Genomic DNA, 23,252 nt, shown 5'->3' on the forward strand with positions numbered 1-23,252 from the left:
TTGATCGAACCCAACAACAACGGACGACCCACCGGACGACCCTGCCCATACGTCGCCAACAACGCCTGCGCCTCAATCGGATCCCCCAACGTGGTGCCGGTGCCGTGCGCCTCCACCAGGTCCACGTCGGCGGTGGTCAGTCCGGCCCGCTCCAGGCTGGTCCGGATGACGCGCTGCTGCGACGGCCCGTTCGGGGCGGTCAGCCCGTTGCTGGCCCCGTCCTGGTTGATCGCCGATCCACGGATCACCGCGAGCACCTCGTGCCCGTTACGCCGCGCGTCGGAGAGCCGCTCCAGGAGCAGCAGGCCGACGCCCTCGCCCCAGCCGGTGCCATCGGCCGCACCCGCGAACGACTTGCACCGGCCATCCGGCGCCAACCCGCGTTGCTGACTGAACTCGATGAAGATCTCCGGCGTGGACATCACCGTCACCCCGCCGGCCAGCGCCATGGTCACCTCGCCGGAGGCCAGCGCCTGGGTGGCCATGTGCAGCGCGACCAGCGACGACGAGCAGGCGGTGTCCACGCTGACGGCCGGGCCCTCCAGGCCCAGGGCGTACGCCACCCGGCCGGAGAGGATGCTGCCGGCGTTGCCGTTGCCGACGTAGCCGGCCATGTCGTCCGGCACCTCCTGCAACCAGCTGCCGTAGTCGTGGTACATGACCCCGAGGTAGACGCCGGTCTGCGTGCCGTGCATGGCGGTCGGGTCGATGCCGGCCCGCTCGAACGTCTCCCACGCCGTCTCCAGCGTGAGCCGCTGCTGCGGGTCCATCGCCTGCGCCTCGCGCGGGGAGATGCCAAAGAACGCCGGGTCGAAGTCGGCGGCGTCGTAGAGGAACGCGCCGTCCCGGGAGTACGTCTTGCCGGGCAGACCCGGTTCCGGGTCGTACACCTTGCCGACGTCCCAGCCCCGGTCGGCGGGGAACGCGCCGACCGCGTCGACGCCGTCGGCGACCAGCCGCCACAGGTCCTCCGGCGAGCGGACCCCACCCGGATAACGGCACGTCATCCCGACGATGGCGATCGGGTCGCCGGTGACCGTCGCGGTGGGCGTGGCCGCCCGCGCTGCCGGCGCCTTCACCCCACCGAAGGCTTCCAGTACGACGTTGGCGACGGCCCGCGACGTCGGGTGGTCGAAGACCAACGTGGCCGGCAGCCGCAGCCCGGTCGCCGCGTTCAACGCGTTGCGCAGCTCCACCGCGGCGAGGGAGTCGAAACCCAACTCCTTGAACGCCCGATCGGCCGCGACCGCGTCCGCCGAGGCGTGCCCGAGGACCGTGGCGACGTGCCCGCGTACCAGCTCCAGCACCAGACGTTCGCGGGCCGCCTCGTCCAGCCCGGCGAGCCGCTGCTCCAGCGGGTTGCCGACGGCTCCGGTGGACCCGGCGGCGACCCGGCGGGCCGGCGTACGCACCAGCCCGCGCAGCAGCGCCGGCAGCTCGGTGCCGCGGGCGGCGAGCGCCGACCGGTCGACCGGCAGTGCCACCGCGAGCGGCAGGGCGCTGCCCAGCGCCTGGTCGAAGAGCGCGAGCGCATCCGTGGTCTCGATCGCCGGGGTGCCCAGCCGGCGCATCCGGTCCAGGTCGGCGGCGGTGATCGCCCCGCCCAGCCCGGTTTCCGCAGCCCACAGCCCGTACGCGATCGCCGTCGCCGGCAGGTGCCGGGCCCGGCGGTGTTGGGCCAGCGCGTCCAGGAAGACGTTTGCCGCGGCGTAGTTGCCCTGGCCGGCGGCGAGGACCAGGCCGCCCGCCGAGGAGAACAGCACGAACGCCTTCAGCGGCAGTCGGGCGGTCAGCTCGTGCAGGTGCCAGCCGGCGTCGACCTTCGGCGCCAGCACCGCCGCCACCCGCTCCGGGGTCAGGTCGGCGGTGAGTGCGTTGTCGGACACCCCGGCGGCGTGCACCACGGCGGTCAGCGCGTCGCCGTACGTTTCCAGGCAGGCCGCCAGAGCGACCCGGTCGGTGGCGTCGCAGGCTTCGACGTGCACCGTGGCGCCGAGCGCGGTGAGCCGGTCCACCAGGGCGGTCGCGCCCGGTGCGGCCGGGCCCCGGCGGCTGGTGAGGACCAGGCCGCCGACGCCGTGCCGGACCAGGTGTTCGGCGAGCAGGGCGCCGATGCCGCCGGTGCCACCGGTGATCAGTACGGTGTCGTCGGCCGTCCAGGTGATCGGCGTTGTCGCCGGGGCGGCGGCCAGTCGGGGCACGAGCAGCCGGCCCTCGCGGACGGCCAGCTCGGGCTCGCCGGTGGCGAACGCTCGGGCCAGCAGCTCGTCCGGCACCTCGGTGTCGCTGTCGAGCAGCACGAACCGGCCCGGGTTTTCCGCCTGCGCGGCCCGGACCAGCCCCCACACCGGGGCGCTGACCACGTCCGGGTCCTCGTCGCCGACGGCGACCGCGGCCCGGGTCACCACGACCAGCGGCGCGGTCCGGTCGCCGGCGAGCCGATCCTGGAGCACGGCCAGGGCCTCGGTGACCGCTGCCCGGGTACGGCCCGGCAGGTCGGCGCCGTCCGGCGAGCGGAGCACCACGACCTCCGGGAGCTCGGTTCCGGTGCTCTCCGGCGCCGGCCGCCACTCGACGCCGAACAGGGCGTCGGTGCTGGCCGGCGCGGCCAGCCGGTCGGCGTGCACCGGACGGGACACCAGTCGCTCCACGCTCAGCACCGGCTCGCCGGCCGCGTCGGCGACCAGCATCGAGGACACTTCGGCGCCTCGGATCCGGCGGACCCGGACGCGCAGCGCGGTGGCCCCGGCGGCGTGCAGGGTGACCCCGGTCCAGGCGAACGGCAGCAGGGTGTCCTTGCTGTCGTCGGCGTCCTCCAGCAGCAGGTCGGCGTGCATGGCGGTGTCCAGCAGGGCCGGGTGGATGCCGAATCGGGCCGCGTCGGCGTGGGCCTCGGACGGCAGCTCGACCTCGGCGTACAGTTCGTCGTCCCGTCGCCAGGCGGCGCGCAGCCCCTGGAAGACCGGGCCGTATCCGTAGCCGCGCTCGGCGAGCCGCTGGTACGCGCCGTCGACGGGCAGCGCGGTCGCGCCCGGGGGCGGCCACGCGGCCAGCGAGTCAGTGGTGACCGGCTCGCCGGGGGCCAGGAAGCCGACGGCGTGCCGGGTCCACGGGGTGTCGGCGGCGTCGTCCGGGCGGGTGTAGGCGGCGAAGGGCCGTCGCCCGGACGCGTCGGCGGTGCCGGCGGTCACCTGCACCGCCACCCCGCCACGGGCCGGGAGCACCAGCGGCTCCTCCAGGGTGAGCTCCTCCAGCAGTCCGCAGCCGACCTCGTCGGCGGCGCGAAGGGCGAGTTCCACGAAGCCGGTGCCGGGCAGCAGGACCGACCCGAGTACGACGTGATCGCCCGTCCACCGCTGGGTGCCGAGCGCCAGCCGCCCGGTGAGCGTGACCCCGCCCCCGTCGGCGGCCACGACGACCGCGCTGAGCAGGGGGTGGTCGGTGGTGCCCAGACCGGCCTGACGGATTCCGCCGGTGGTCGACTCGATCGCATCCAGCCAGTAGGTCTCGCGCTGGAAGGCGTAGGTGGGTAGGTTCACCCGCTGTCCGCCGGCCAGTAGTGGGGTCCAGTCGATGGTGGTGCCGCGGGTCCAGGCGGTGGCCAGGCCGGTGAGCAGTTCGGTCTCTTCCGGGCGGGTGCGGTGTTGCAGGTTGATGAAGACCGCGTCGTCGGTGATCTGCCGGCCCAGCCCGGTCAGGGTGGCGTCCGGTCCGACTTCCAGGAACGTGGTCACACCCCGACCGGCCAGGTCACCGATCACGTCGGCGAAGCGGACCGTGTCGCGTACGTGCGCGACCCAGTAGGCCGGGTCGGTCACCTCACCGGTCGTGACCACGGGGATCTGCGGCGGGTGGAACGACAGGGTGGACACGATCTGGGTGAACTCGTCCAGCATCGGTTCCATCAGGTGTGAGTGGAACGCGTGGGAGGTGTTCAGGCGGGTGGCCTTCACCCCCAGCGCGTTCACCACCGCCTGCACCGCCTCCTCGACGCCGGACAGGACGACGGAGGTCGGCCCGTTGACGGCGGCGATGTCCGCCCCGTCGACCAGCAGCGGCAGCACGGCAGACTCGGGCGCGGCGACCGCGACCATGACGCCACCGGACGGCAACGCCTGCATCAACCGGCCACGAGCCCTCACCAGACGGCCCGCGTCCGCCAGCGACAGCACCCCGGCGGCGTGGGCTGCCGCGATCTCACCGATCGAATGCCCGGCCAGGTAGTCCGGGCGTACACCGAAGGATTCGAGAAGCCGGAACAACGCCACCTCGAACGCGAACACCACCGCCTGCGTGTTCACCGTCCGGGCGAGCAGGTCACCGTCGTCACCCCAGGCGACATCCGACACCGGCAGACCAGTCGCGGCGGCTGCCGCGTCGAACGCCTCCGCGAACACCGAGAAACGCTTGTGCAGGTCACGACCCATACCCAGCCGCTGCGAACCCTGACCAGTGAACAGGAACGCCAGCTTGCCAACGGTCACTTCACCGACGATCGTCCCGGTGCCGTCGGCGATCGCCGCCAGACCGGCCGCGAACTCGGCCTCGGTCGACGCCACGATCACGGCCCGGTGCTCCAGCGCCGCCCGCCCGGTCGCCAGGGTCCGCCCGATACCGGTCAGGTCGGGTTCGGCGGTCGCGGCCAAATGCTCGGCCAGCCGCGCGGCCTGCCCGCGCAGTGCCTGCGCGGTGTGCCCGGCGACCAGCCACGGCAGCGCGCCGGTCACCGGAGCCGGTTCCCCGGCTGCCACCTCGGGTGCCTGCTCGATGATGACGTGCGCGTTGGTGCCGCTGATGCCGAACGACGACACCGCCGCCCGGCGCGGCCGGTCCACCGCCGGCCACTCGATCGCCTCGGTGAGCAGCCGGACGTCGCCGTCGGTCCAGTCCACCTTGGTCGACGGTTGGTCCACGTGCAGCGTGCGCGGAAGAACCCCGTGCCGCATCGCCTCGACCATCTTGATGATGCCGGCGACGCCTGCGGCGGCCTGGGTGTGCCCGATGTTCGACTTGATCGAGCCGAGCCACAGCGGCTGGTCGTCGGGGCGGTCCTGCCCGTACGTCGCGATCAGCGCCTGCGCCTCGATCGGGTCACCTAGCGTGGTCCCGGTGCCGTGCGCCTCGACCGCGTCCACCTCGGCGGCGGTCAGCCGGGCGCCGGCCAGCGCGGCCCGGATAACCCGCTGCTGCGCGGGCCCGTTCGGGGCGGTCAGCCCGTTGCTGGCCCCGTCCTGGTTGACGGCCGAGCCACGGACCACGGCCAGCACCGGGTGCCCCTGGGCGACCGCGTCGGAGAGCCGCTCGACCAGCAGCATGCCGGCGCCCTCGCCCCAGCCGGTGCCGTCGGCCGCGTCGGCGAAGGACTTGCAACGCCCGTCGGCGGCCAGACCGCGCTGGCGGCTGAAATCGGTGAAGGTGTCCGGGGTGGCCATCACGGTGACGCCACCGGCCAACGCGAGCGAACAGTCGCCCTGCCGGACCGCTTGGATCGCCCAGTGCAGCGCGACCAGCGACGACGAGCAGGCCGTGTCGACCGTGACGGCAGGGCCCTCCAGGCCGAGGACGTACGCCACCCGGCCGGACACCACGCTGGCCAGGCTGCCGTTGCCGAGGTAGCCGGCCAGCTCCTCGGGAACGTCGCCGAGCCGGGTCGCCCAGTCGTGGTACATGACGCCGGCGAACACCCCGGTCCGGCTGCCGCGCAGTGACTGCGGGTCGATCCCGGCGCGTTCCACGGCCTCCCAGGCGACCTCGAGCAGCAGGCGCTGCTGCGGGTCCATGGCCTGGGCCTCGCGCGGCGAGATGCCGAAGAAGGCGGGGTCGAACTCGGCGGCGTCGTGCAGGAACCCGCCCTCGTTGGCGTACGTCTTCCCGGGTCTTCCCGGCTCGGGGTCGTAGATCCCCTCGGTGTCCCAGCCACGGTTGTCGGGGAAGAGCGTGACCCCGTCCGTGCCGTCGGCAACCAGGCGCCACAGCTCCTCGGGCGTCGTGACCCCGCCGGGATAACGGCAGGCCATCCCGACGATGGCGATCGGCTCGTCGGAGGCGGCGGGGGCGGCGGCTGCGGCCACGGTGGCCGGGGCCGCTTCCGGGAGGGCCAGTTCGCCCAGGTGCTCGGCGAGCGCCCGCGCCGTCGGGTAGTCGAACGTCAGCGTCGCGGGCAGCCGCAGGCCGGTCGCCGCGGTGAGCCGGTTGCGCAGCTCCACCGAGGCCAGCGAGTCGAAACCGATCTGCTGGAACGCCCGGCGCGGGTCGACCGCAGCCGGGTCGTCGAAGCCGAGCACCGCGGCGACGTGCGTGCGGACTAGATCGAGCAGCACGGCCGGGCGGTCGGCCGGCGGGAGCTGGGACAGCCGGTGGGCCAGCTCGCCCTGCGCTGGCGCGGCGACGGCACCGGCCGCCGACGCCCGGCGGGCCGGCGTACGAATCAAGCTCCGCAGCATCGCCGGAAGCTGATCGCCGCGCGCGCGTAGCGCCTGCGGGTCCAAACGCAGTGGCAGCACCGCCGGGTACGCCCCGGCCAGCGCCGCGTCCAGCAGTGCGAGGTTCTCCTCGGGGGTGAGCGGCGCCAGCCCGGAGCGCTCCACCCGCTGCAGGTCGGCAGTGGTGAGCCGGCTGCCCATCCCGGCGTCCCCGGTCCACAGCCCCCAGGCCAGTGCGGTGGCCGGGAGACCGGTCGCCTGCCGGTGGGCGGCGAGGGCGTCGAGGGCGGCGTTGGCCGCGGCGTAGTTGCCCTGGCCCGCGCCGTCGAGGGTGCCGGCCGCCGAGGAGAACAGCACGAACGCGCGCAGTGGCAGGCCAACGGTCAGCTCGTGCAGGTGCCAGGCGCCGTCCGCCTTGGCGGCCAGCACGGTGTCCAGCGCGTCCCGGGTGAGCGTTCCGATCATCCCGTCGGCGACCACGCCGGCGGTGTGCACGATGCCGGTCAGCCGGTCGCCGATCTCGCCGATCAGCCGCTCGACCGCGTTCCGGTCGGCGACGTCGCAGGCGACGATCCGCGCGGTCGCGCCGAGCTCGGCGAGGCGGTCCCGCAGGGCTTCCGCGCCGGGCGCGGCGAGGCCGCGCCGCGAGGTCAACACCAGTTCCCGTACGCCATGACGCCCGGCCAGATGCTCGGCGAGCAGCGCGCCGAGCCCACCGGTCCCGCCGGTGATCAGCACGGTGTCGTCCGCGTCCCAGGGCCGCTCCGTCGGCTCGCCGGGGGTGACCGGGGCGAGTCGGGCGGCGAGCACCTGACCGTCGCGGACAGCCAGCTCCGGCTCTCCGGTGGCGACCGCGGCGGCGAGCAGCGCCGGGTCGCCGCCGGGCAGGTCGACGAGCTGGAACCGGCCGGGGTTCTCGGCCTGCGCGGAGCGGATCAGACCGGCCAGCGCGGCGGCCGTGACGTCGGGCGTCTCGCCGGCCCGGACCGCCCAGGCGCCGCCGGTCACCACGACGAGGCGGGTGCCGGCCACGGCGTCCTCGCGGAGCCAGGCGGTGCACAGGTCGAGCAGCGCGCCGGTGCGTTCGTGCAGGTCAGCCGGGACATTTCCGGTCGCGGGCGCGGGGGAGACGGCCACCCAGCCCGGGAACCGCTCGCCCGACCCGAGCGCCGCCCGCAGCGTGTCGAAGCCCTGGTAGGTCCGGCCGCCCGGGGTGTCGGCCGGCACCGGGACCGGCCGCCAGGTCACCTCGTACAGGGTGCCGGAGGCGGTGGAGGCGAGCCGGTCGGCGCCCACGGTCCGGGCGACGAACGAGCCGATGGTGGCCACCGGGGCACCGGCCGGGTCGCTCAGGCCGATGGTGACCAGGTCGTCGCCGGTGGCGGTGATCCGGGCGCGTACCGCGGTGGCTCCGGACCGGTGCAGGGTGACGTCGGTCCAGGCGAACGGCAGCCGGGTCGCGCCGCTCAGCGAGGCACCGGTGGCGAAGTCGGTGGCGTGCAGCACCGCGTCCAGCAGTGCCGGGTGCAGCCCGAACGCGTCCGCGCCGGTGGCCGCCTCGGGCAGCGCGACCTCGGCGAAGACCTCGCGGCCGCGCCGCCACACGGCACGCAGGCCCTGGAAGGTGACGCCGTAGCCGTACCCGGCGGCGCTGAGCTCGTCGTACAGGTTGCTGACGTCGACCGGCTCGGCGCCGGCCGGCGGCCAGGCGTCGGTCTCCGCGCGCGGTTCGGCGCCTTCGGGCGCCAGCGTGCCGGCCGCGTGCAGAATCCACTGCTCGGTGGCGAGAGCCGCGGGTCGGGCGTGGATTTCCACCGTACGGACCCCGCCGGCGCCCTCTTCCCCGACGACGACCTGCACATCCACCGCCGCGCCGGAGTCCGGCAGCACGAGCGGCTGCTGCAGGGTCAGCTCCTCCAGCCGGGCGTAGCCGGCCTCGTCCCCGGCCCGCACGGCCAGCTCGACGAGGGCGGTGCCGGGCACCAGGGTGGCTCCGGCGACCACGTGGTCGGCGAGCCACGGGTGGGTGCGGGTGGAGATCCGGCCGGTCAGCACCACACCGCCGCCGGCCAGGTGCACGACCGCGCCGAGCAGCGGGTGGTCCGCGTCCGCCTGGCCCAGCCCGGCGGTGTCCGTGCCGGCCGGCGCGTGCAACCAGTACGAGCGGCGCTGGAAGGCGTACGTCGGCAGGGCGATCCGCCGGGCGCCGTGCCCCGCGAAGAACGCCGCCCAGTCGATCGGCGTGCCGTGCGCGTGCACCGCCCCGATCGCCGTCACCACCTCGGCGGCCTCCGGCCGCCCCCGGCGCAGCGCGGGTACGAAGTGCACGTCGCCGTCCACGCAGCGGGCGCCCATCGCGCTGAGCACCGCGTCCGGTCCCAGCTCCAGGAACGTGGTGACGCCTTCGGCCGCGAGCGTGGCGATCCCGTCCGCGAAGCGTACGCAGGCGCGCACGTGCTCGACCCAGTACGCCGGATCCTGGAGCTGTTGCGCGGTCGCCGGTCGCCCGGTCACGTTGGAGATCACCGCAACCTGGGGCGCCCGGTAGTCGAGCACCTCGGCGATCTCCGCGAACTCGGCGAGCATCGGCTCCATCAGATGCGAGTGGAACGCGTGCGAGGTGTTCAGCCGGGTCGTCTTGGCGTTCAGCCGCGCGACGACCGCCTGCACCGCGGTGTCGTCGCCGGAGAGCACCACCGAGCGGGGCCCGTTCACCGCGGCGAGGTCGACCCCCGGCGTGAGCAGCGGGGACACCTCCTCCTCGGACGCGGCGACCGCGATCATCACGCCGCCGGTGGGCAGCGCGCCCATCAGTCGGCCGCGCGCGGCGACCAGCATGGCCGCGTCGTTCAGGTCGAGCACCCCGGCGACGTGCGCGGCGACGAGTTCGCCCACCGAGTGGCCGGCCAGGTAGTCCGGGCGTACGCCCCAGGCGGTGACCAGCCGGTACAGGGCCGTCTCCACGGCGAACAGGGCGGCCTGGGTGTACTCGGTGCGGTCCAGCAGCGCGGCCTCGGCGGTGCCCTCGGCCGCGAACAGCACGTCCCAGAGGGAGATGTCCAGGTGCACGTCGAGCGCGGCGATGGCGTCGGCGAGGGCGTCGCGGAAGGCCGGGTACGTCTCGGCCAGTTCGCGGCCCATGCCCAGGCGCTGGGAGCCCTGGCCGGTGAACAGGACGGCGAGGCGACCGGCGGGCAGCGACCCGCGCAGCACGGTGGGCAGGTCCGCGCCGTCGGCGAGGGCCCGCAGGCCCAGCCGGGCCCGTTCCGGGTCGGTGGCCAGGACGACCGCGCGGGCGTCGAGTTTGGTACGGGTGGTGCCGAGGGAGAAGCCGAGGTCGTCGAGTGAGACCGGCTCGTCGAGGAGCGGGAGCAGGCGTTCGGCCTGGGCGCGCAGCGCGGTGTCGTCGCGCGCGGTGACGACCAGCGGGACCGGCGTGCCGGCCGGCCGGTACTCGGCGGGGGCCGGCTTCGGGGCCTCGGCGGTCGGCGGCTCCTCGATGATCACGTGTGCGTTGGTGCCGCTGACCCCGAACGACGAGACGGCCGCGCGGCGGGGGCGCTCCCCGGCGGGCCACGGGGCCGCGTCGGTGGCCAGCCGTACCGTGCCGGTCGACCAGTCGACGTGCGGGGTGGGCCGGTCGACGTGCAGGGTCGGCGGCAGCACCTCACGGCGCATCGCCTCGATCATCTTGATGATGCCGGCGGCGCCGGCGGCGGCCTGGGTGTGTCCGATGTTCGACTTGATCGAGCCGAGCAGCAGCGGCTGCTCGGGGGAGTGCCCGGCGCCGTAGGTGGCGATCACCGCCTGCGCCTCGATCGGGTCGCCGAGCGTGGTGCCGGTGCCGTGCGCCTCCACCACGTCGACGTCCCCGGCGGTCAGCCCGGCGTCGGCCAGCGCCTGCCGGATCACCTGCCGCTGCGCCGGACCGTTCGGGGCGGTCAGGCCGTTGCTGGCGCCGTCCTGGTTGACCGCGCTGCCCCGGACCACGGCGAGCACCGGGTGCCCGTTGCGCCGAGCGTCGGAGAGCCGCTCCAGCACCAGCACGCCGACGCCCTCGGCGAAGCCGGTGCCGTCGGCCGCCGCCGCGAACGGCTTGCAGAGCCCGTCCGGGGCCAGACCGCGCTGCCGGCTGAACGAGGTGAAGGTGCCGGGGCCGGCCATCACCGCGGCGCCGCCGGCGATCGCCAGGTCGCTCTCCCCACGGCGCAGCGACTGTACGGCCAGGTGCAGCGCCACCAGCGAGCTCGAGCAGGCGGTGTCGATGGTCAGCGCGGGTCCCCGCAGGCCCATGGTGTACGCCACCCGGCCGGAGACGACGCTCGGGGCGTTGCCGGTCATCAGGTAGCCGTCCAGGCCGTCGGGAGCCTCGTGCAGGCGCATGCCGTACTCCTGCGCCTCGGCGCCGATGAACACGCCGCTGCGGCTGCCGCGCAGGGTGTCCGCCTCGATGCCGGCCCGCTCGACGGCCTCCCACACCGTCTCCAGCACCAGCCGCTGCTGCGGGTCCATGGCCTGGGCCTCGCGAGGGCTGATGCCGAAGAAGCCGGCGTCGAAGTCGGCGGCGTCCGGCAGGAAACCGCCGTTCCGCACGTACATCGAGCCGGGCTTGTCCGGGTCGGGGTCGTAGAGCCGGTCCAGGTCCCACCCGCGGTCGGTGGGGAAGTCGCCGAGCACGTGCCGGCCGTCGGCGAGGAGGTCACCGAGCTGCTCGGGGGAGTGCACGCCACCCGGGTAGCGGCAGCCGATTCCGACGATCGCGATCGGCTCGTCCAGGGCCGTGCCGCCGGCCGGTCGCTCGTCGGCGTCGTCGTTCGTGCCGGTCGCCAGCGCGAGCAGGTGACCGGCCAGCAGTTCCGGCGTGGGGAAGTCGAAGCCGACCGTGGGCGGTAGCGCCAGGCCGGTGGCCCGGCTCAGCCGGGACTGGAGGGCGACCAGGCCCATCGAGTCGATGCCCATGTCCCGGAACGGCCGCCCCGGTTCGACCGCCGGGGACTCGTCCGGCATCAGGTGCCGGATCACCGCGGCGGCCGACTCACGGACCAGGTCGCCGACCAGGCGGCGGCGCTCGGGTTCGGACAGCGGTGAGAGCCGGCCGGCGAGCGCACCGGGCTCGGCGTCAACGGCGAAGGTTCCGGATTCGTCCATTCGGGACACCCCACAACTTCGGTCGGCGAAATCGTCGCTAAAGAAAAAGGGAAACGGCCGCACCGGCCCGGAGCTGACGGTATTGCCGCCGACGTACGGGACATACCCCTATCTGGCTGGGTCGCCCATTGACGCGACCCGGGCAACCCCTATTCGGCCTCCGATACCCCTAGCGGAATGACTCGTACCCCTGCCTGCGGTTATTGCGCTGGACGCATCCATGCCGGTCTTCCTATCGTCGTGCCATGACGGAAACTGAAGCACTTCAGGCGAAGGCAGGCCGCAAGGAATGGTTTGCCCTCGGCGTACTGCTGCTTCCGGTTCTGCTGGTCTCGATGGATCTGACGGTGCTCTACTACGCACTGCCGGCCATGAGCGCGGAACTGGGGCCGACCGGCGCTCAGCAACTGTGGATGGTCGACATCTACGCGTTTGTACTGGCCGGTCTCCTACTGACCATGGGCACTCTGGGTGACAAGATCGGCCGTCGCCGGCTGCTGCTGGCCGGTGCGCTGGCGTTCGGCGTCGGTTCGCTGATCGCCGCGTACGCATCCTCGGCCGGCGAGTTCATCGCCGCGCGCGCCGCGATGGGCGTCGCCGGCGCCACCCTGATGCCCTCGACCCTGGCGCTCATCCGCAACCTCTTCCACGACCAGACGCAACGCCGCACCGCGGTGGCGGCCTGGTCCGGCGGGATGGCGGCGGGCGCCGCCCTCGGCCCGATCATCAGCGGGCTGCTGCTGGACAGCTTCTGGTGGGGCTCCGTCTTCATCATCAACGTCCCGGTGATGGTGCTGCTGATCGTGCTCGGCCCGGTGCTGCTGCCCGAGTTCAAGGTGCCGAACGCACCCCGCTTCGACCTGATCAGCGCGGCGCTCTCGCTCGGCGCGGTGCTGCCGGTGATCTACGGCCTGAAGCGGATCGCCATCAACGGCCTCGCCCCGGTGCCGGTCGCCGCGGCCGTGATCGGGCTGCTGCTGGCGGTGGTGTTCATCCGGCGCCAGCAGGTCGCCGCCGACCCGATGATCGACCTGAAGCTGTTCCGTCAGCGGGCGTACGGCGCCTCGATCGCGATCAACCTGGTGGCGCTCTTCGGCATGGTCGGGTTCTCCCTGTTCAGCACGCAGTACCTGCAGACGGTGCTGGGTCTGAGCCCGTTCCGGGCCGCGCTCTGGACCATCCCGGGCACGGTCGCCGTCGGTGTCGCCGTGCCGATCGCGACGGCGATCGTCCGGTTCGTCCGGCCCGCGTACGTCGTGGCCGGCGGTTTCATCCTGGCCGCGGGCGGCTTCTTCACGGTGACCTTCACCCCGGTCGAGGACGGCCTCGCCGTCCTGCTGACCGGTCTGGTCGCGCTCTCCGCCGGGCTCGCGGTGGTGATGACCATGATCACCGAGATGGTGGTGGCCACCGCTCCGCCGGAGAAGGCCGGCGCGGCCTCGGCCGTGCTGCAGACCGGCCAGGAGTTCGGCGGGGCGGTCGGCGTCGCGGTGCTGGGCAGCATCGGCAGCGCGGTCTACGGCCACCAGATGGCGCGGGTGCTGCCGGAGGCGGCCCGCGAGACGCTCGGCGGTGCCGTCGCGGCGGCCCAGAAGCTGCCCGCGCAGGCGGCCGGGGAGCTGGTCGCCAAGGCGCGTCTGGCCTTCGTCCAGGAGATGCACGTGGCCGCGCTGGCTGCCGCGCTGCTGATGGTGGTGGGCGCCGTTCTCGCGGTGGTCGCCCTGCGGCACGTGAAGGACGCGCCGAAGCCGCCCGCCGAGCCGGGATCCTCCGAGTCGGATTCGTCCGAGTCGGGGTCGGTGGTCGCCGAGCCGGCCGCCCGGAAGGAGGACTACGCCGTCGCGGGTAAGTGACCGTTCCACCACGAGACCACGGATGGCCCGGATCGATCCCGGGCCGTTCGTCGTTGTCGGGGTGGCAGCTTCGTCCAGAGTGCCGGAACGAATGTCTTGCACAGGCGTCTAACACATGCGTATCATCGACGCATGACGAAGACGATCCTGATTTCCGGAGCCGGCGTCGCCGGTGTCACGCTGGCGTACTGGCTGCGTCGCCACGGCTTCACGCCCACGGTCGTCGAGCGGGCGCCCGCCCTGCGCGACGGCGGCTACAAGGTGGACATCCGCGGTGCGGCCCTTGAGGTGGTGCGCCGGGCCGGGCTGCTGGAGCAGATTCGTGAGCTGCGCACCGACGTACGCGCCGGCTCGGTGGTCGACCGCACTGGCAAGCGGGTGGCCAGCATGAACGGTGACGTCTTCGGCGGCCGGGAGGAGCACGACGCGGAGATCCTGCGCGGCGACCTCACCCGGCTGCTCCACGACGCGACCAAGAACGAGGTGGACTACCGCTTCGGCGACTCGATCGCCGCCCTGGACGGCGGATCGGTCACCTTCGACAGCGGCCGCACCGAGACGTTCGACCTGATCATCGGTGCCGACGGCGTGCATTCGCGCACCCGGGCCCTGGCCTTCGGCCCGGAGGCCGGCTTCGTCCGCGACATGGGCTATCGGGTCGCCATCTGCACCGTCCCCAACCACCTGGGCCTCGATCGCGAGGAGCTGACCTACGTCAGCCCCGGCCGCACCACGCTGGTCTACAGCACCGCCCGGGAGGTCACCGCCAAGGCCATGTTCCTGTTCACCGAGCCGACCGGGATCGACGAGAGCGACCCGCGCCGCGCGCTCCAGGAGGCGTACGCGGGGCAGGGCTGGGAGGTGCCCCGGCTGCTCGAGGCGGTGGCGGACGCGCCCGACCTGTACTACGACCGGCTCAGCCAGGTGCACGTGGACCGCTGGTCGGCCGGCCCGGTGGCGCTGGTCGGCGACGCCGCCCACTGCGCGTCCCCGGCTTCCGGCCAGGGCACCAGCCTGGCGCTGGTCGGGGCGTACGTGCTGGCCGGCGAGTTGGCCGCGGCCGGGGGCGACCAGACGGCCGGCCTCCCGGCGTACGAGAGGCGAATGCGCCCCTTCGTCGAGCGCAACCAGAAGCTCGGACCCGCCAACATCAAGCGGATGGTTCTGGGCAGCGCCGGCCAGGTGCGGATGTCGATGATGATGCTCGGGGTGATGTCCCGGCTGCCCGGCCGCGACCGGATGATGGCCGCGATGATGGCGCCGCTGCACAAGGCGGCCAACGCCATCGAGATCCCCGCCTACGACACCCGCTCGCAGCGGCCCTGACCTGCGCTTCGGGCCGCCAATAAGGGCGCGAAGGCGGCCCGATAACGGTCGGCCCGACAGTGGTCTCAGGCACCGGGCTGTCCGGTCGCCTCCCGGCAGGTAGGGCATCGAGCGCCGGGAACGGGGATCCCACAGGAGGTCCAGGAATGGGACTGATCGAGCGCGACGAGGCACTGGCCTGCCTCGACCAGCTCCTGGCCGACGCGGTCGCCGGGCGCGGTCGGGTGGCCCTGGTCAGCGGCACCGTGGCGACCGGCAAGAGCGAACTGCTGAACGTCCTCGCCGACCGGGCGATGGAGCGCGGGGCGCTGGCGGTCACGGCGACCGGTTCGGCGGTGGAGCGGGACATGCCGCTCGCGCTGCTGGGCCAACTGTTCCACGACGCGCCGCTGTCCGCCGATGACCGGGACCGCGCCATGAGCCTGCTGTTCGAGGGCACCAAGGCCGGGCTGGCTGCCGGCGACAGCGACGGCGACAACCTGGACGCGCAGGTCATCCACGGCCTGTGCACCCTTCTCCTGGAGCTGGCCGAGCGGTACCCGCTCGCGCTGCTCGTCGACGACGTCCAGCACGCCGACCGCGCGTCGCTGGTCTGCCTCGCCTACCTGGCCCGCCGGGCCCGGTTGGCCAAGCTCCTGGTGGTGTTCAGCCGGACCACCTTCGGCGCCGTCACCGAACCGGCCTGGCAGACCGACCTGCTGCGGCCCGGCCAGAGCAACCGGATCCACCTGGAGCCGCTCACCGGTGAAGGCGTACGGCAGTTCGCCGAGCAGCGGGCCGGCACCGAGGTCGCCGAGCGGCTGGCGGGCCGCTGGCACCAGCTCAGCGGCGGCAACCCGCTGCTGGTCGAGGGCCTGATCGCGGACCACCGGCAGGCGGTCGCCGAGACCGGCGCCGAGCCGGACGACGCGGTCGCCGGCGACGGGTACGCGTCGGCCGTGATGTCCTGCCTGCACCGGGGCGAGGAGCGGCTGCTCGAGGTGGCCCGGGGCATCGCGGTGCTGGACGACCCGGAGAGCCTGGACCGGCTCATCGGGCTCGACCCGCAGCAGGTGGCCCAGACCGTCCGCGCGCTCACCGCGGCCGGCCTGCTCAGCATGGGCGCCTTCCGGCATCCTGCGGCGCGTGCCGCGGTGCTCGCCGACGTGCACCAGGAGCAGCGCGCCGAGCTGCACCGGCGGGCGGCGGTGCTGACCTACGATCGCGGCGCGTCCACCCGGGTGGTGGCCGAGCACCTGGTCAACGCCAGCGACGTGCGGGAGAGCTGGGGCGTCACGGTGCTGGAGGACGCCGCCCGGCAGGCGCTGCGCGAAGGCCGGGTCGACGCCGCGATCCGCTATCTCAAGCTGGCCTGGAAGGCCTGCACCGACGACCGGCACCGGGTGCGCATCATGACCACCCTGGTCCGTGCCGAGTGGCGGATCAACCCGCGTACCTCGGCCGGTTACCTCCCGGAGCTGACCGGGGCGCTGGAGAAAGGCGTGCTCCGCGGTAGCGACGTGATCGTGCTGGCCAAGGCGCTGTTGTGGCACGGGCAGTTCCGCGACGCCGAGCACGTGCTCGACCACCTGGCCGCGCTCGGCGACGAGCTCGACCCGGACACCGCCGCCGAGCTGGCCGCCACCCGCCCCTGGCTGCGCTGCACGTACGCCCCGTTCGTCGCGCACCTGCCCAAGACCACCGCGACGGTGGCCACGGTCTCCGCGAGCCGGCGGCTGGCCGCGGCCCGGGCGCTCTCCTCGGTGATCAGCTCCAGCCCCGGCCCCGACCTCAGTGACACCCTGGAGCGGATCCTGCGCGGGTCCCGGCTCGACGAGATGTCCCTGGACACCGTGGAGAGTGCGCTGCTGGCGCTGACCTACGCCGGGCACGCCGACAAGGCGGCCGGCTGGTGCGACATGTTCGTGGAGGAGGCGTACACCCGCCGCGCGCCCAGCCGGCAGGCCCGGCTCGCGGTGGTCCGCGCCGAGGTCGCGGTGCGGATGGGCAACCTCGCGGGCGCGGCGCGCTACGCGCGCACCGCCATGGAGATCATGCCCCCGGCCAGTTGGGGGGTCGCGATCGGCCACCCGCTGTCCCTGCTGATCATCGCGTCGGTCGCGATGGGTGACTTCGACGACGTACGCGAACAACTCGACAAGCCGGTGCCCGAGGCGATGTTCCAGACCCGCTACGGCCTGCACTACCTGCAGGCACGGGGCCGATACAGCCTCGCCGCCGAACACCCCGGCCTGGCCCTGCGCGACTTCCAGCGGGCCGGGGACCTGATGAGCGCCTGGGGGGTCGACACGCCCGGCCTGGTCGCCTGGCGGTCCGACGCGGCCGAGGCGTACCTGCGGATGGGCCGCCCGCTGCAGGCCCGCAAGCTGGCCGAGGAACAGCTCAACCGGTGCACCGGCCAGATGCCCCGGGCGCAGGGCGTCGGCCTCCGGCTGCTGGCCGCGACCGAGCAGCCCCGGCACCGGCCGATGCTGCTGCGGCAGGCCGCCGACCTGCTGCAGAACAGCGGTGACCTGTACGAGTTGGCGCGCGCCCTCGCCGACCTGGCCCAGGCGTACCACGCGCTCGGCGAGTCCCGCCGGGCCGGGATGATCGGGCACCGGGCCCGCGCGCTCGCCGAGGGCTGCGAGGCCGCCCCGTTGCGGCGGGCGCTGTCGCAGAACGACGACTGGGACTCCGGCGAACCGGCCCAGGCGCCGGTGGCCGGTGGCGCCGCGGCGACGCTCAGCGACGCCGAGCGCCGGGTGGCCGCGCTGGCCGCGGTCGGGTACACGAACCGGGAGATAGCCGAGAAGCTGTACATCACGACGAGCACGGTGGAGCAGCACCTCACCCGTACGTATCGGAAGTTGAGCGTCAGCCGCCGCAGCGACCTGCCGGCCAACCTCTACACCAATCTCACCCCCACTGCCTGAGGCAATCCCTCCCCTCGGGCAGGCGGACGGCCCGGACTCGGTGGAGTCCGGGCCGTTTCGCGCCGATGGCTTCGTGAGCGCGGCACGTCGCCTTGCGGGAGCTGTCGGTGCGTTACCGGGTCAGGGCCGTCCGGATCGTGTCCAGCACATCGGCCTGGTGGGAGTTGAGATAGAAGTGGCCGCCGTCGAAGACGGACAGTCTGAAGGCGGCCTCGGTGTGGTCGCGCCAGGACGCCGCCTCGACCAGGTTCACCTTCGGATCTCTGTCGCCGGTCAGTGCGGTGATCGGGCAGTGCAGCCTCGGTCCCGGCTGCCAGCGGTAGGTCTCCGCGGCGCGGTAGTCGTTGCGGATCACCCCCAGCACCATGCGCAGTACGTCGGGGTCGTCGAGCAGACCGCCGGCGGTGCCGTCAAGCCGGTGCATCTCGGCCACCAGCCCGGCGTCGTTCTGCAGGTGGACCCGCTCGTCGCGGTGCTGGGACGGTGCCCGGCGCCCGGAGACGAACAGATGCGCGGGCACGATCCCGTCCTCCTCCAGCAGGCGGGCCACCTCGTACGCGACCGAGGCGCCCATGCTGTGCCCGAACAGCGCCAGCGGGCGCTCGTCGGGATAGCGGAGCTGCTCGTACACGTCCCGGGCGAGCTCCTGCAGGGAGCCGATGCCCGGCTCGTGCCGGCGGTCCTGCCGGCCGGGGTACTGCACTGCGAGCACCTCGACGTGCGGCGACAGCGCCCGGGAGACGGGAAAGTAGTAGCCGGCGGATCCGCCGGCGTGCGGCAGGCACACCAACCTGATCGGGGCGACGTCGGTCGGGTGGTAGCTGCGCAGCCACAGGCTGGTGTCGAGGGTGGTCACGGTCATCGGGATGCCTCCAGGGCCATTGCGTACGAATTGACGTCCGCCGCCGGGTCCGCGGTGGCCGGTCGTCGAGCCGGCAACCGGTACCACCGAAGCTAGGCTCGGCATCCATGGCGCGTACACCCCAGTGGTGCCGGTCACGCACCCCTCCCGGGCACCCCTGCCCTGCGCCACCCCCGTGGCTAGGGGTGGTGTGGGCGGTGCTCCTTCACTACCCTGCGTGACTCAACCCGGAGCCCCCTTAGCTGCGTGGGTGGCTCCCTTACCCCGGCGTGCACCGGCCCGTGAAAGCCCTCGCCAGGATGTCGCCGGCCCGCATCGCGAACCTACGATGAGTGCAGGCACGATGGCCGGACATGTCGACATCGGCGCCGCTGACCGAGGACCCACCGAGCCACTGCGGGGACATCATGATCGAGGCAATCCTTCCCGTCGATGTGGTGGCGGTCGACACGTTCGACGATCCGCCGGACGCGGCGCTGCTGCCCGAGGAGGAGCGGATCGTCGCCAAGGCGATCGAGAAGCGACGCCGGGAGTTCACCACCGCCCGGCACTGCGCTCGCGCGGCGCTGGTCCGGCTCGGCGTGCCGCCGGCGCCGATTCTGGCCGGGCGGCTCAACGAGCCACTGTGGCCGGCCGGCGTGGTCGGCACGATCACCCACTGCACCGGTTACCGGGGTGTGGTGGTCGCGTCCGACTCCAAGATCATTACGGTGGGTATCGACGCGGAGCCCAACGAGCCGCTGACCAAGGGCGTGCTCGAGTCGGTCGCGCTGCCCGACGAGCGGATCCACGTGGCCGATCTGCTCGAGGCCCGGCCGGAGATCCGCTGGGACCGGATGCTGTTCTGCGCCAAGGAGGCCGTCTACAAGTCGTGGTTCCCGCTGGCGCGGCGCTGGCTGGACTTCGAGGACGCGGTCGTCACGTTGCGGCCCGGGTCGGCCGGCGCGTCCAGCGGCGTCTTCGACGCACGGCTGCTGGTGGCCGGTCCACGGGTCGGCGGTCGGCGGCTCACTGGGTTCACCGGCCGGTGGCTGGTCGAGCAGGGGCTGATCCTGACCGCGATCGTCGTGCCGGTGACGGTGTCCGCTCGCGCGAACCGGGTGGGGGAGAATATCGGCGCCCGGTGACGGATTTCGCGACGTTTCCGAAATAGCGACCGGCCGCCGTTGCGGCTGCCATGGATTGCCCGCCGGACGAGCGGGTGTCCACCGAACGGCCAGGCTGTGTTCCGGCGGACATCGGATGGCGCGTAGGGGCTGTCACGGGATAAAGAATGTGGTGCGCCTTATCGTGAATCAGACACGTCTGGATCTTTAGCGCCAGGATCAGTTAGTACCGCAAGCGGTAAACCGGGCATTTCTTTATAGTGTCGGGTCCAGCTCGGACATCCACTATCCACAGTGGGTGGCGCCGTGGCCCGCCGGTTGCATATCCTCTCACCCATATGCGGTTCACCCCGGCCTGCTCCGCTGCCTTCTCGGCGACGGGTCCGGCCGGCACACGGGCGCGCTTCCACCCACGCATGATTCACGCCTGCAGCACCCATGACGCGCGACCCCCGAAGAGGAGGCGCACGTGCAGATTCTCATCCTGGGAATCCTCGAGGTGCTCATCGGCGAGAGTCAGCTCGAGCTCGGCGGGCAGCGTCAGCAGATCATCCTTTCGATGCTGGCCCTCGAGTCCAACCGGGTGATCCGCGTGGCCCGGCTGGCGGAGGCTCTGTACGGCGACGACCTGCCATCCACCTCGCGAGTGCAGGTGCAGATCTGCATCTCGGCGCTGCGCCGACTGTTCACCGCGCACGGCTGTCCGGACGCCATCGTCACCCGTACCCAGGGCTACTCCCTGCAGATCCCGGAGGGCAGCCTCGACCTCCACCGGTACGAGGAGGCGCTGACCCAGGCCCGCCAGTTGCGCGAGTTCCGCCGGCTGGACGAGTCCGTCGGCCAGTACCGTCAGGCCCTGGCCCTGTGGCGCGGGCCGGCCCTGGACGGCATCGAGAGCCGGGTGGTGCAGAGCGCCGCAGACCGGCTGGCCGAGCGGCGGCTGACCACCACCGAGGAGTGCATCGAGCTCGAACTCAAGCTCGGCCGGCACCGGAAGGTCCTCGACGAGCTGGGCGCTCTGGTCGAGGAGCACCCGCTGCGGGACCGGCTGCGCGAGCAGCTGATGCTCGCCCTCTACCGGTCCGGCCGGCAGGCCGAGGCGCTGGACACCTACCGCACCGGCCGTCGGCTCTTCATCGACGAGCTGGGCCTGGAGCCGGGCGAGGAGCTGCGTCAGCTGGAGCACGCGATCCTCACCGGCGACCCCAAGCTCGCCCTCCCGGAGCAGGCCGCCGTGGCGGTGCCGCCGGTGATCACCAAGCCGATCGAGCCGGACGTTGCGGCCGCGCCGACGAAGCCGAGTGCCGTACCGGTTCCGGCGGTGCCCACCGCGCCCCCGGTCACCGCCACCCCGGCCGGCCCTGGCATCTCGCCGGTGCCCTGCCTGCTGCCCACCGACATCGCCGACTTCACCGGCCGCAGCCAGCAGATCGAGGCGATCCAGCAGCAGTTCGCGCTCGCCACCGGCGACACCGCCCAGTACGCCGTGCCGGTGGTGGTGATGGCCGGCAAGCCGGGCATCGGCAAGACCACCCTCGCCGTGCACGCGGCGCACCGTCTCGCCGCCCGCTACCCCGACGGTCAACTCTTCGCGGACCTGCACGGCCGGCACCCGGAGCAGATCGAGCCGATGCGGGTGCTCGAGCGTTTCCTGCGAGCCCTCGGCGTGCCCGGCACCCAGATGCCCGAGACGATGGAGGAGCGCGCCGAGCTGTACCGCACCATGCTGGCCGATCGCCGGGTGCTCGTCGTCCTGGACAACGCGGGCGACGAGAGTCAGGTCCGTCCGCTGGTGCCCGGCACGTCGCACTCCGCCGTGCTGATCACCAGCCGCAGCCGGCTGGCAGGGCTGCCCGGCGCGGTGCACATCGACATCGACGTGTTCCAGGCCGACCAGTCGATGGAGCTGTTGTCGCGCATTGCCGGGCCGGAACGGGTGAAGACCGAGCCCGACTCGACCGCGGAGCTGGCCGAGCTCTGCGGGCATCTGCCGCTGGCGCTGCGGATCGCCGGGGCGAGGCTGGCCGCCCGCCCGCACTGGAGCGTTGACCACCTCGTCGATCGGCTGGCCAACGAGGCACGCCGACTGGACGAGCTCAAGCACAGCGGCATGGGTATCCGGGCCAGCATCTCACTGACGTACGACCACCTTGAGGACGACGCGCGGCGGCTGTTTCGCCTGCTCACCGTCCTGGACTTCGCGCAGTTCTCGGCCTGGGTCGCGGCGGCGGCGCTGGACACGGACTTCTACGAGGCGCAGGACCTGCTCGACGACCTGGCCGACGCGCAACTCATCGAGACCACCGACTCCGGGCGCGGCGTGCACGCCCAGTACCGCTTCCACGACCTGATCCGGGTCTTCGCCCGCGAGCGTCTGGTAGCCGAGGACCCGGTCCAGGAGCGGGAGCAGGCGCTGCGGCGGGTGGTCAGCGCCCTGCTGTTCCTGGCCGGGGAGGCGCACCGGGGCGTCTACGGCGGCGACTACCTGCGGGTCCGGATCAGCGCCTCGCTGCACCCGCTGCCTGAGCGGCAGGTCCGCCAGCTGGTCACCCCGCCGCTGCCGTGGTTCGAGCGGGAACGGCTGACCATCGTCGCCGCCGTCCGCCAGGCGGCGCAGGCCGGGCTCGTCGAGCACTGCTGGAGCCTGGCGGTGACCGCGGTCACGCTTTTCGAGTCGCGGATCTACCTGAGCGACTGGCGCGAGACCCACCAGATAGCGCTGGAGGCCGCCTGCGCGGCCGGCGACGATCGGGGGCAGGCCGCGATGCTCTACTCACTCGGCTCGCTGCACATCGTGGAGCAGCGGTACGCCGACGCGCTGCGGGAACTCGTCGCCGCCGACGAGCTGTTCGAGCGGGCCGGCGACGACCTGGGCTCGGCGTTGGCCCGGCGGCATCTGGCTTTCATCGACCGGATGAGCGGCCGTTATCAAGAGGCGACCGACAACTACAGCCGGACGCTGGAGACCTTCCGCAGCAGCGGCGACCTGGTCGCGGTCGCGTACGTGCTGAACAACCTCGCGCTGATCAAACTGGAGCAGGGCGACGTGGACGCGGCCCGCCGGCTGCTGCCGGAGGCGCTCGAGCACGCCCGGCGCGCGGGCAGCCGCCGCATCGAGGCGCAGGTGCTGCACCGGCTCGGCGAGGTGCACCTACAGGCGGAGGAGTTCGCCGCCGCCATCGACGTGCTGCGCCAGGCGCTCGCCGTCGTCCGCGACCTGGGCGACCCGGTGGGGGAGGCGTACGCGCTGCAGAGTCTTGGCGCCGCGCAGTTGCGGGCGGGGAACCCGCAGGAATGCGGTACGGCACTGTGGGAGGCCATGCGTCTCGCCTGCGCGACGGGGGAACGGCTGATCGAGGCGAGGGTGTCGATGCTGCTGGGCGAACTGGCGCTGGCCAACGACGAGCCGCCGCAGGCGGTGGTCCACCTGCACCGGTCGCTGGGTCTCTTCCGGGCCATCTGCGCGCCGCAGTTCGAAACGAAGGTGCTGGAGCTGCTGAGCGACGCGTACGCCGCTGCCGGCAACCCGGCCGACGTGGTGATCGTGCCGGTACGTCCGATGTCGGAGCCACCGCAGTCCGGGCGGTGACCGATCCTGACCCGCGCGGTGACGACCCGGC

General features: G+C 73.1%; 7 protein-coding genes. 5 read left to right on the forward strand and 2 right to left on the reverse strand.

The annotated features are described in order from the left end of the window. Positions 1-11,570 (reverse strand): SDR family NAD(P)-dependent oxidoreductase (locus ABZ671_RS26610; RefSeq protein ID WP_357863037.1); only part of this gene is annotated, 11,570 nt, incomplete at its 3' end. Between the two features lie 245 nt (positions 11,571-11,815). Between ABZ671_RS26610 and ABZ671_RS26615 the strand changes: the two genes are divergently transcribed. The 3 genes from ABZ671_RS26615 (at position 11,816) to ABZ671_RS26625 (ending at position 17,664) form a co-directional block, all read left to right on the forward strand. Further along, positions 11,816-13,423, forward strand: coding sequence for an MFS transporter (locus ABZ671_RS26615; RefSeq protein WP_357863039.1), 1,608 nt, complete (start codon positions 11,816-11,818; stop codon positions 13,421-13,423). A 132-nt stretch (positions 13,424-13,555) separates the two neighbouring features. Next, positions 13,556-14,749 carry an FAD-dependent monooxygenase gene (locus tag ABZ671_RS26620; protein WP_357863041.1) on the forward strand — a complete coding sequence of 398 codons (1,194 nt, stop codon included), beginning with the start codon at positions 13,556-13,558 and terminating at the stop codon, positions 14,747-14,749. A 146-nt stretch (positions 14,750-14,895) separates the two neighbouring features. Next, entirely contained in the window at positions 14,896-17,664 is a 2,769-nt protein-coding gene (locus ABZ671_RS26625) for an AAA family ATPase (protein WP_357863044.1), read from the forward strand. A 112-nt stretch (positions 17,665-17,776) separates the two neighbouring features. Here the strand turns inward: ABZ671_RS26625 and ABZ671_RS26630 are convergent, their stop codons facing one another. Beyond that, positions 17,777-18,526, reverse strand: a complete 750-nt coding sequence (locus ABZ671_RS26630) for an alpha/beta fold hydrolase (protein WP_357863046.1) — start codon at positions 18,524-18,526, stop codon at positions 17,777-17,779. Between the two features lie 353 nt (positions 18,527-18,879). On the opposite strand from ABZ671_RS26630, the gene ABZ671_RS26635 reads away from it, so the two are divergent. Together ABZ671_RS26635 and ABZ671_RS26640 are read left to right on the forward strand one after the other, a co-directional pair. Then, positions 18,880-19,653, forward strand: a complete 774-nt coding sequence (locus tag ABZ671_RS26635) for a 4'-phosphopantetheinyl transferase superfamily protein (protein ID WP_357863048.1) — start codon at positions 18,880-18,882, stop codon at positions 19,651-19,653. Between the two features lie 448 nt (positions 19,654-20,101). Continuing rightward, the gene (locus ABZ671_RS26640) at positions 20,102-23,221 is read left to right on the forward strand and encodes a BTAD domain-containing putative transcriptional regulator (protein ID WP_357863051.1); all 3,120 of its coding nucleotides are present in this window, start codon (positions 20,102-20,104) and stop codon (positions 23,219-23,221) included. Positions 23,222-23,252: the final 31 nt, after the last annotated feature.

This window comes from Micromonospora sp. NPDC006766 (assembly GCF_040636055.1).
In the GTDB taxonomy this organism is placed as follows: Bacteria; Actinomycetota; Actinomycetes; order Mycobacteriales; family Micromonosporaceae; genus Micromonospora.